The sequence below is a fragment of the Mycoplasmatota bacterium genome, assembly GCA_018394295.1.
Lineage (GTDB): Bacteria > Bacillota_I > Bacilli_A > Haloplasmatales > Haloplasmataceae > JAENYC01.
The window spans coordinates 1,333,149-1,345,094 of sequence record CP074573.1; the positions used below are offsets into that span (position 1 = coordinate 1,333,149).

General features: G+C 27.5%; 8 protein-coding genes. 2 read left to right on the forward strand and 6 right to left on the reverse strand.

All coding sequences use genetic code 11. The features are described from left to right. Window positions 1–21 precede the first annotated feature (21 nt). On the forward strand, window positions 22–144 hold the full coding sequence (locus tag KHQ81_06160) for a hypothetical protein (GenBank protein ID QVK19574.1): 123 nt from the start codon (window positions 22–24) through the stop codon (window positions 142–144). A 78-nt stretch (window positions 145–222) separates the two neighbouring features. Next, window positions 223–333, forward strand: a complete 111-nt coding sequence (locus KHQ81_06165; protein ID QVK19575.1) for a helix-turn-helix domain-containing protein — start codon at window positions 223–225, stop codon at window positions 331–333. Between the two features lie 199 nt (window positions 334–532). Here the strand turns inward: KHQ81_06165 and KHQ81_06170 are convergent, their stop codons facing one another. The 6 genes from KHQ81_06170 to KHQ81_06195 form a co-directional block, all read right to left on the reverse strand. Next, window positions 533–727: a hypothetical protein gene (locus tag KHQ81_06170; GenBank protein ID QVK19576.1), complete on the reverse strand. Its 195-nt coding sequence runs from the start codon at window positions 725–727 to the stop codon at window positions 533–535. Between the two features lie 73 nt (window positions 728–800). Next, window positions 801–1,211, reverse strand: a complete 411-nt coding sequence (locus KHQ81_06175) for a DUF4279 domain-containing protein (protein QVK19277.1) — start codon at window positions 1,209–1,211, stop codon at window positions 801–803. Window positions 1,212–1,222: 11 nt separating this feature from the next. Further along, window positions 1,223–7,903: a DNRLRE domain-containing protein gene (locus KHQ81_06180; protein ID QVK19278.1), complete on the reverse strand. Its 6,681-nt coding sequence runs from the start codon at window positions 7,901–7,903 to the stop codon at window positions 1,223–1,225. A 1,151-nt stretch (window positions 7,904–9,054) separates the two neighbouring features. Further along, complete coding sequence (locus tag KHQ81_06185; GenBank protein QVK19279.1) at window positions 9,055–9,453, reverse strand: hypothetical protein; 399 nt, start codon at window positions 9,451–9,453, stop codon at window positions 9,055–9,057. 52 nt (window positions 9,454–9,505) lie between these two features. After that, window positions 9,506–10,555 carry an IS1595 family transposase gene (locus tag KHQ81_06190; protein ID QVK19280.1) on the reverse strand — a complete coding sequence of 350 codons (1,050 nt, stop codon included), beginning with the start codon at window positions 10,553–10,555 and terminating at the stop codon, window positions 9,506–9,508. 991 nt (window positions 10,556–11,546) lie between these two features. After that, the gene (locus tag KHQ81_06195) at window positions 11,547–11,939 is read right to left on the reverse strand and encodes a hypothetical protein (protein ID QVK19281.1); all 393 of its coding nucleotides are present in this window, start codon (window positions 11,937–11,939) and stop codon (window positions 11,547–11,549) included. Window positions 11,940–11,946 lie beyond the last annotated feature (7 nt).

The window sequence follows — 11,946 nt, forward strand, 5'->3', positions numbered from 1 at the left end:
GAATATTTACGTTGTGAGATCATGACTGCTTATAAACTCATCTATGAAGGGAGAATAAAAACAGTAAACATCAGAACTTATAAAAAGCCAAAATACAGAATCTTAAAAGAATGGTTTGAAAACTTTTTGAATGGAACTACATAACCATATAGGAGTTTAAGAAGAAATATAACATACACAACAAAAACACTAGCAGAACATTAGGATTGTAGTACAGCAACCATAAGACAATTAATCAAAGATAAACAACTAAAAGCATTCAAAATAGGTACTAAATGGAGAATACCAGAGCAGGAAGTTAAACGTTATGAAGAAAATGCTGATAATGAATAAACTAAAACTAAATAAAAAAAGAAGAGTTGAAGTGAACTCTTTCGTTGACCAGGATAATAAGCACTAATATAAGAGCTTATTATTTTTTTTGTTAATTGAATTCTAATCACAAGTATGTGTAAATAAAAAAAGGCTTAAGCATTCAGCTTAATCCTCATAATTGATTCAATGTCAGTTTATTGGATATTCTCTACCCACACTACTTGACAAAGAGCCGATCAGTTCCCATGACAGGGTTATTTAATGTGTATGCATACATATTATGTGATAATATAACACCTTTTTTTCCAACAATACCATCAGCATTTATAAACCTACCAATCTCAGGATTGTAATATCTTGATTGTAAATAGTCCAACCTGTCTCCACATCCTTGACTTTTTTGTTGTTTTATCTAGTCATTATAAAATATTATATTTAAAAAAATTAAATTGTGACCACTTTAATAAAGTGGTCACAAACATTATTTAATCTGTTGCTTCTCCATAAGAAAGTATATGGAAGTTTAATGATAAACCCAAATCTACTAATTTTTTAAATATTTTATTATTCATTTGAAAGCCAATTTGACCATAATTAGAACGAAGATAACAATCTATTGTAACATTTTTATTATCAAAACTAATTTCTTTTATATATTCGGAATATGGATTTAATAATTCAAGTAAATTTAATAAATCATTAAAAATATTCTTATAATCGATAATATTAATCTCAAATGACCATATGTCATAAGGTGCTTCATAATTTTTTAGTTTTCCAACCATTTGACCATTTTTTATAATTTTAGTAGGTTCAATATGCAAATTATCCTCAATATCTTTAAAATTCAGTTTTTTATCTTTAATACTAAATACAAAACTACCAGAAATATCCATTTTTATTCTACCTACCTTCCTATTGATTTAAGAAGTTCTTTTGCTAAATCTATTAGTTTTTTATATTTAAAATTTTGGTTTGGCTTCATTCCAAGTTCTGCTTTTACCTCGTGAATATATTCACCAAAAAGATCTCTATCAACTCCAACCTCTTTAGCTGCATCATTAACCATTTTCAAATCCCTCTTACTTGCAAAAAACATTAGTCCTGTCAAAGCTGTTGCTGTTGCAACTTGGGCACCACTTATTGTAACCGTTGATGTAACTACATACATTGATCCTGCACCAGTACTAGCTAGAGCCCAGCCTGTTGGAATAGAAATCTGTGCTCCTAATAAACCAGTAATACTTGGTGCAGCATAATAACCTAAAAATCCTCCTGTTACTCCTCCGCCTACAATTCCTAGTGCAGTCCAGCCTGCTAATTCCCATCCTTCAGCACCATTTTCTTTTGCAACGTTATAAGCAACAGTACCCCCAGCAGCTGCTCCAATGATTGTACCAATGATTATACAGGCTAAGATTATGGAATCACCATTAGGATCCACATACATAACTGGATTGTTTTCTGTATAGGCATACATGTTTTTACCTAAAATACCTTCATTTAATTGACCATCTGCATTGATGAAACGACCTATCTCAGGATTATAATAACGACTATTTAAATAATAATACCCTGTTTCTTCATCAAATCGATATCCTCTATAACGATATGGGTTCTTTTCTGATAGATTAAATCCTAATGATGGGTCATTGTACTTATCTACTATGTTTCCCCATGCATCGTACTTGTATTTTACCACAGTGTTACCTGTTATATCAACCAGTTTTATGATATCTCCTTGTAAATTAGTAATATAGAAATATTCATTTCCATTTAGGTTCATACTTAGTAATGTGCCATCAACATCATATGTATAGTAGATTAGGTCGGTTCCATTATCTTCAACTAGAACCCTATTACCATCTAAAACGTATTTTGTTATTATTTCATTTCCTGAACTAGGTTGTACTTTTTTTTCGGTTCTGATACCTTGGTCATTATACTTGTAATATGCTTGATAATTATGTCCTTTTACATAAGTAAGTTGTCTTCCATCCCAATTAAATGTCTTACTATCATAACCATCGATACTTATATCATACAGGTTAGTAGGATTACCACTCTTATCATATTCAAATATATGTGTTTGAAAATAAGTACCATTTTTAAAGTATTGTATAGAACTTATTTGGTCTTTCCATGCATTATCATAGATATATTTCATATGTTTTTGTGGTACATTTGGTGAATCCTCTGGGCTTCCTACCTTAAAAACAATCTTGAACTCGATATTATATAATTTCTCATCAGTTGCAGTATAACTACTATAATAATATCCTTCTTTTGAAATATTTAAATTTGAGTAAGTCTGTGTAGTAGTCATACCGGTAATATACATCTGATTAGTTACATCATAATAAGTAAAAGATAAAGATGGACTTTCTTCAATACTCAGCTTATAAATATCATTGTAATCATGAACATCATTATAATACATTTTTACAGAATTAAGTCCTGTACTTACTTCATAATAAGAAGGTATAGTTGGTTCTTTATAATCTTGTTGTCCATATAGAAAAGTTTTTGCATCTGTGATATTACCTCTTGTATCATAATGGTAATATTTAGTAAAGGAAGTATCACCACTATTTATCCATATATCTTCTCTTACAAGCTGATTAAAACCATCATATTGATAATCATATTGGTCTATTAATGTACCGGTACCTGTTCTAACCTTAATCGACGTTATATTATGATTTGCATCATAATTATAGAAATGATATTCGTCAGCAGTACCATTTTTTTTATAGATTATTGAATATACTCTGTTAGTCGCATTTCCCATTGAAGAATCTACAAGATAGTCATCATAACCAATTTGTTTTGTAAATGTATTTGCTCCAATCAACAGTTCAATATTATCTAGTCTTCTAAGAGAATCCTCTTGGTAATTAATATTTTTTCTAATATCGGTTCCATTAACTTCATAAGTTGTAAAGTCATGTTCTCCAGTTGTGGAATTATAATGGAAAGATACACCTCTATTTATATTTCCGATTTCATATACATATTTACTCACATTTCCATCATTATCATAGATATATTGGATTTCATTATCATCTTTATCAGTTATTACTTCTAATCGACCAGCTAAATCATATGAATAAAAATAGATGTTATTATTGTAGATATCTTTATATATTGACAATCTTGCACTAGAATCATATTCGTACTCATATCTTACATTACCATTAAATTTAATTTTCTTTATTTGATTTTCATCAGTATATTCAAAACTAATGATGTCTCCATTTCCATACGTTTGACTATTTAGAATATCTGTATAATATGTTTTATTGCTATCCTGAATATACTTTTCAACATAATCATACGATATAACCGTAACATCAGCTATTTTAACAGATGTAATTTGATCAATACTATTGTAAGCAAACTCATATACTAACCCATCTCGTATAATCTTCCATAATCTACCATATATATCATACTCATATTTAACATTTATATTAGCACCTGTGTCTATATCTTGAATACTAGAATCTTCAATATTACCATGTTCATCATAAATAAAAGATTTAGAATTTCCTAACGCATCTGTTATGGATGTAATAAGTGATACAGTAGGATCAGTATACATTGTTGTAATATTACCAAATTCATCTTTTACAGAGTTTATATACTGATGGTCAGTAGTATATGTTGTTGATGTTTTAAACCACTTATCTTGTTCATTGATAGATAGATTTATATCATAACCTACTTTAGTATCTGTTAATTGATTTGTATCAAGGTCATATTCAAAGGTGGTATGTACGTTATTTCTTGATATTTCTTCAATTTGATATGATGTATTTCTTTTAAAATTAGTAGTAACATCATTAGATTTTTTCGTTTCAACATTATCGTTTGAATCATATTTATATGATGTAGTTTCACCATTTTTATCGACAACCCTATCTAAATTACCTGTCTTACCGTATGTATATTCTGTTCCTATCTTATCATGGTATAATTGTAAATTATCAAAATAAGCTGTTCCTTCCCCTTGATATGCACCTTTTATTATAACTTTATTAATTTTTCCTGGTAGTTCAAACTCTCGCATTTGATATTGCCAATCTGTGATTGATGGATCAAAGGTCAAATATTTAGTTACCTTTACTTCCCAACCATCTATTTCACAATCCATTATAACCATGAGACCAAAAAATCTACCGTCAGAAACAGTATCATATGTATCAATTATATCATATGGTTCATTATTTATGAAAAATGCTTTATTTGGAACTGCATTGGCTTTTGCCCATCCTCCAACTATAAAAGTTTCTCTTTCAGTTACAAAGTTAGTTATATCTTGTTCAAATGATTTACGTGTGCTACTATCACCAATTATTGATATAACATGACCTCCAAGAATTTCCTCAAATTCACCTGATTCATAAATATCATCATAATTTGCACCATTTAAAGTCCATCCCCCCTTATAAAAATCTTCAAAAGAATTATTTGACACCATATTATAACGAGAATCTACAAAACCTTCAACAATTTGAACATTATCAAAGTAGGCAGTTGACACACTTTCATTAATGAGTTTTATTGTAATAGTTTTACCTGTACCTAATGTAAATATTAATTCATACTTATCCCAACCATCTGTACTATAAACTTTATTAATTTTTCCCTTTATATCAGGTGAAATAACATCTATATATGCTCCTGGAGCTCCTCCAGAATTTTTTATCCAGGCTTCAACTTTATAATTTCCAGCATCTAAATGAAAGTTTTGTGAAGCGTAAGCAGTTGATGTTCCTTTTTCTATTTTAAGTGATTTGTCACCAACTAAAGCTTCAGCAGAAGTTAATCCTACGTTTCCATCACTACCTTCATAAATATTCCAACCAGTAATTTCATCAACAATTCTCAAGTCATATTCAAAGCCATGATTACTTACTGGATTTTGTTGTTGTTTTAAAACATCTGAATTATATAAAAGATGATGATTGTTGTAATAATTCGGTTCTAAGTTTAATAAATTAAATTCGTTTTGTTCGTCATTTTCAACAAGGGTAAATAATCCTGAATATTTGTAAAATGTTGAATTTCCAAAATCATCTAAAATATTAGTTGTATGTCCATAATTATCAAAAGTATAATAAATTGATTTACCTAAGTAATCAGTATATGTAGTCTTATTATAGTCATAAACAATATCAAATTCACTTAATTGTTTATAATTTTCAGAAACTATAACTTTTTTCACTTGGTTATTTGTGGAGTATTGATATTCAATTTTATTTTTTAAAACTAAATTTTTTGATTCGTTGTATGCATTAATTAACTTATGGTCACTGTCAAAGTAATATTGTAATGTATAATCGTACACCATTGAAGTTGAAGTGTTTGTATCTGTTCCGTATCTATACCCTTGCGAAATGTAGTCTAAATTATTATAACAATCAAAAAAATATTTCTTTTCCTCAACAGGTCTATATGTTCCATCAGATTGTTTAAGTTTTAACTCAATTATAATTTTATGGTTAATTGAATCATAAGTAAAATCAATTCTATTATCAGCTTCATCTTTAACATAATCTATTTTTTTTGATGTTGAATCAATATAATAGACCCTTATATAATGGTTTGTTTTAACATTCCTTATATTTTCTAACCTTCCAGTTGAATCAAAATTATATTCTATATCAGATTTAGTTGTAATTTGGAAATCTAGGTTACTACCATTATAAATATTACGCTCCATTAACATCCTTGAACCATCTTCTGAAATCGCATCACAACTATAAGTAGCACTTGATACCTGTTCACAGTTTTCATTCATATAGAAAACTTTGTCGCCATCTGGTTTTAATAAGTAATATTTATTACTAACTGAATCTTTGAGAACTTGCATACTATAACTTGTTCGCCAACCAGCTCCATATCCTATATCTTCATTTCTTGTATAATTACTATAGAAGAAACTGAGTGATAACGACATAAATTCATTATTCAAACTAAAGTCATTTCTAACAAATGTTAAATTTCCAGTATAATCACTAATATAGCTTGTTCCAATCATTCCCATGTCTTGTGATGTGTATGTCCAGTAATCTTTAAGACCTGACGGTTCTTCATATCCAATAGTAATCGTAGGTCTATTAGTTAATGTACTATCACCCATTTGGTATACTGAATTAAATGAACCTAACACTTCATCATCATCCATTTCATCAGCTATTGTAAAACCAGTTGTCCTATTATCACCAGTTGCTTGCCATTCTTTAACTGGTCTAGTGATATCGAATATGTATTTATTATTTGAATCAACAAAATGATAATCAACAACTTGTGTATCATAACTTGGTTCAAGAGTTTCAATCCAAGAATTCCAAGTCACACTCGAACTCGAAAATGTTTTTAAATTTTTATAAAGATTTATTTGACGACCTTCAGTTGCTGTTTTTTTTGTTAGTGTCAAATGAGAATAAGTGATAACCTTATCCATTATACTAGATGGAATATAAAAATATAATAATCCTTTATATTCATCAGCAGAGGATAGACTTGATACCTTCATCTCTGAAGAACTAGAATAGTTTGTACTAGGGTTAGCTTCTGAAATATATGTATCGTAAATCAACATAGATGTAGTATCGCTTTTTAATGTTGGATCAATTACGACTGGATAACTTGCATTTAACATCCAATTATTATCAGGTGTAATAGTTACTAAATAAGCATTATCACCTGTCTTTTTAATATCATAATTTATGTCAAATGAAATATTTTCATTTATGTCAAACATATATAGTTCATCAAAAGTGAAGATAATATCATTATTTTCATTAACGAATAAAACTTGCTCTTCATCATTTTGAATAATTTTTAGGTTACTTAACTTATATTCAAAACTTATACTGAAATCAGAAATATACTCATTAAGAACAATATTTTCTTTTATATTACTTCCATTTACTAAATATTCTATATCTACGTTATTTTGAATATTTCTATATTTTATAGTCTGATTGATATTAGTTAGTTCCCTTTTATCATTTGATTTAATCTTATTATGTTCATACTGTGCATCAGATCCATCAATACCTAGAACTTTCCAATCAATACTATAGTCATCCATTTTTAATTTGATTTTTTTATTATCATCTAATTTTTTAGGAAATTTCAGTTTAAATTTATTTGCTTTAGTTTCTAGTTCATCTTTATTTTCATTTAATCTATTATCAATATCCTCCCATTTTCCATTTTTAAAATAATGTACAGGTTGATTATAGATTGCAACTTCATATGTACCATCTATTTTTCTAAAATATTTTTCATATTCAGTCCTATTTTCAGTAAGTTCAAAATCAATAGGAACTAAACTATTATCCAAATACTCATTTTCAAATATATCTTCTTTATCTATATCTTGATTATTTGATTCTGTTGGAAATTGAATAACAGTATCATCTGCTTTAGTTATAAAAGCATTCCAATTAACTGATGACAAAACCATTGTTAAACCTAAAACTAAACAAATATATTTTGCAAATTTTTTAAATACAAGATATGAATTTGGACATTCTTCTTTCTTTAATTTTAATCGATTCCTTCTAAACATTATAATACCTTGTATGATATTCTTGCACACAAAAAAGTACAAAGATCATACTTCTCCTTTCATAACATAAGTAATTAAATCCATAGTTATTGTATAGTTTCTAAAATCATATACAACTTAGAATAATTATTTTTTTATTTACATCTCACCCCACCTAATTTCATTCTGAAATATAATAACGCATTGATTATATCACAAAAATTAACATTTTTGGAAAATATTGTCATAAATTGTAAAATTTTGTAGAACCAATTATTAATAAGAATAAAATGTTGACAAATTTAATATCTTCTACACTTAGACTGTAGACAAGTTATTAGTGAATTATTAAATAGTCTACGTGTTTTCTGTATGAAAAGAAGCTAATAGCAAACCCAAAGCAATAATTTATTAACCTTTATTCATATTCTTTTTTTATAAAATTCTGTAATAATATAAGTAAATTTAGACATTAGGGTAAAATTTTGCTAAAGACAATTTAGCAAATTGGAAACATAATATGAGGAATGAGGATGGCTTCCATAATAAAAAAAAGAAGTTAAAGTCGTATCTTATCAAGAGAGGTATAAAATAAATGGAAAACAAAAAACCACTTCTTTCACAGCAAGAGATAATTCGAAGTCAGCTGGCGAGAAGTGGAACATAAACCTAAAGGTTATATGAAAAAAATTGAGTCTAAAAAAATTCTTCAGCAAAAAAATATCCTGTTTTTGAAGTTGAGTAATATTCTCTCAGACTCCAAACATCTGATAATTCCATATCTTTTTTTTCAATTTCATTATAGAAGTGAGAAGAAATAACTTTATTTTGTTTCAATTGAAATTCTTATAAACAATTAAATCTACATAATCCCTTTTTAAATTAGAGATTATTATTTCAATGTTCTCCAACCTTGTACCACTCCTTATCTTATTTGGTCAATAGTTTTTTCGGTTGTATAACTTACTTCCTTCAAAAAAATATTTATATCTACTTGTTCAATATTTTTTACTCATAAATAATTTACAACAGAATCAGTAATCCTATAGTAGCTATTTCCTATTGTGCTACTGTTACAGAAACACCACTAATTGCAACTCCCAAATATCGATACTGCTGTAATAACTAGTATTACCTCTGGAACTAATACTAGCACAGCTACCACAACATATTTAGTTTATTTTTGAATTCTTTTCTAAATCATTTATATAATCGATGAAAGATTTATCAATTATACAGCTTGGATTATATCTAGTAACTCTAGAATATATCTGCCTAAATAAACTATTATAATTTATCCATTCTCTACTAAAATTTAACTTCAACCCTGTATTATTAATTAACACTAATTTTTTTCTCTTATATTCAATTCTTGCTATTTCTTTCCATGTAAAAGAATATCTAGTTTTTTTTATAAAAATAGTCGTTTCAATAAAGATCTGTTCTGAATTTAAATACGTTTTTCTAAGTAATGATATACGTAAAACAATTGGAAAAATACAATAACCTACAATCATCATAATATGAGAGAAAGAAAAGTCATCTTCTATAAAATTAACTACGATATTCATTAAAATAAAAGAAAGTAAATATAAACGTTCTTTTCAATTTAAGTGTTGATGATTATGCAAAAATCCCATATCGATATTCATAATAAGCATCTTTTAAAGATATTGGATAATCAAAATTTAACGTATCCTTATTAGATAAATGATGATTGTATTTTAATAAGTTATACATTATATTTGCATGATCTTTTCGATTAGTTCTATAATGTAATTGTTTTTTATATAGGTAAAATGATAAGTAATCTTGTAAATGTCTTATAGATACACCATGACTATTTTTTATAATCTTAGTAATCCCGGTAGCCAATTGATTAATATCACCTAAACTATTACCTAGATTAGTAGTATAACGTTTTTTATTAGCTATCACAGGAACTTTATCATTCTTAACACCTAAATTATTCGCAAATTGTTGAATACATGGTTTACTGTCAGAAATAATTAAAGTTGTATCCATAAATTTATCGGTATATTTAGTGTATTTTTCCATTGATTCCGATCCAACTCCAGCTATCTCAAGCAACATATTATCATTTTCATCGATTGCAGCGACAATACATACTTTGTGATGAGATATACCTGAATATGCAGATGTATTACCTCTCTTTTTACTATGTCTAGGCATATTTGATGGTTTGGTTCCTTTAAGATTTATCTTTGTATAAATACAATCTAATTCAACTTTACTAGATAAAGTTTCTTTCATCTTTAAGTTTCTGATTGCTTTATAAAGCTTATGTCGCATATAAAAACAAGTTGTGATACTTAAATTATTATAATAAGCAGTTTCTTTTAAAGATAATCCTGATATTTCACAATCAATAAATTTTAACCATATATCTTCAGTACATCTACTTCTATAAAGAAGAGTGTTAGATGTATCACAAAATGATTTATTACACTCGCGACAAATGTATCTTTGAATTCCTTTGTTTGTTTTTCCATTTTTAACAAACTCAACTGAACCACAATGTGGACAATTCAAACAAATATCGCTTTTAGATTCTATAGGGTTATTGAAAGACATAATGAAACTAAAAACATCTTCATAATTCTTTATAGATAGTTTATTTAATTCATTAATTAAATCTATTTTATTTATCATTCTAATTACCTCACTTTATAATTTCATTATAAAGTGACTTATTACATCATAGATGTAACAATAAAAAAATATCAACACTTAAATTGAATTTAGCGAATATAAAATACTTTTAAAAATACTAATAGTTAATTTTGGTTTATATATTCTCATTTTATTCACCTCTTCTATTCAATACCAAGTAAATCATATAGGTATTCTTGTCCTTTACTGACTGCATAAGTGCTGCCAGCAATTATACCTCCTCCCACAGCTGCAAGTAAGAATGATGTGCTTGGTATAGTACCAGCTATACCTATACTGATTACTGATGTTCCATATGTACCTATTACCCTATTTGCATAAGTTCCTGCTAATTGAATGGCTATTTTTCCTCTCTTTGACCGTTTGTATTACAACTTTGTTCATTAAACCATGTATTTCATACATCAAGTCCTACAGTTGTACATTCTACAACAGTAGATACTATGTTTATTTTTTTATTATATCTAAACCAGTAATCCATTTCAAATTTATTATCTTTTTTATTATAATTTTTGTTGCTAACTTTAGTTAAATATTAATTGTTTATTTATTTTTTAAATCCCGAATCTTGATGAGATAATAAAATAAACACCTATTTTGCCAACTAAACCTCTTGTAACTGAATCTGTCTCTTAAAATCTAAGGGCTTCCTAACATTGATATCATCAGTTTATTAATTGTTTGATTTACTCAATGTCAGGAAACCCTTTTATATTTGGAATCTTTAAGCTGTTATTTTAACATTCTTAATATCAAAACCACACTGTCGACGTGTGTTATAGGTGATAAACTACTAATATCCCTAGTATTATTTAATATTATTCATAAAGTCTATAAATTGCTTAACGTATGTATAATTTGTCGAAATTTACGGTTGTATTTATCATTAATACAATATACTGCTTTGTAACATTACTGTTCCGATGTCTAAGTACTTGTGAAACAGTTGTTACCAGTACTCATATCTACACTATAAATCAATCTTTTTTAAAATTTTTAAAATCCTTCGTGCCAATTGTCTCTGTTCTTCCCAAAGTGGATGGTTTTTCAATCCATTTAGTGTCCAAAAATTCTCATCATAAAATGAACCATCAATCGACACATCATAGAAATTTTTATTTATTTCTTTATACAAAGTAATCACAGTATCACTTATTAAACTTTGAGTATACATGAGAATTACACCGCTTTTCAAATCATTCCAAATCCAGTCGCTCGCAATATCATTTGTAATATAGTCATCAAGATTACTTAATTGTTTATATTGCTCTTCATAAGTCAAAGCCAATGTTTTTGCCTGTTCAATATAATAATCAACATCTTCCTTTCGTATTTTGTGATTTTCTTTTCTCTCTTTAAACATTTAAACC

Coding starts and splice junctions, on each gene's coding strand:
- KHQ81_06190 (QVK19280.1), bottom strand. CDS start 10,555: ATGATAAATAAAATAGATTTAATTAATGAATTAAATAAACTATCTATA.
- KHQ81_06185 (QVK19279.1), bottom strand. CDS start 9,453: ATGAATATCGTAGTTAATTTTATAGAAGATGACTTTTCTTTCTCTCAT.
- KHQ81_06160 (QVK19574.1), top strand. CDS start 22: ATGACTGCTTATAAACTCATCTATGAAGGGAGAATAAAAACAGTAAAC.
- KHQ81_06180 (QVK19278.1), bottom strand. CDS start 7,903: ATGTTTAGAAGGAATCGATTAAAATTAAAGAAAGAAGAATGTCCAAAT.
- KHQ81_06175 (QVK19277.1), bottom strand. CDS start 1,211: ATGGATATTTCTGGTAGTTTTGTATTTAGTATTAAAGATAAAAAACTG.
- KHQ81_06195 (QVK19281.1), bottom strand. CDS start 11,939: ATGTTTAAAGAGAGAAAAGAAAATCACAAAATACGAAAGGAAGATGTT.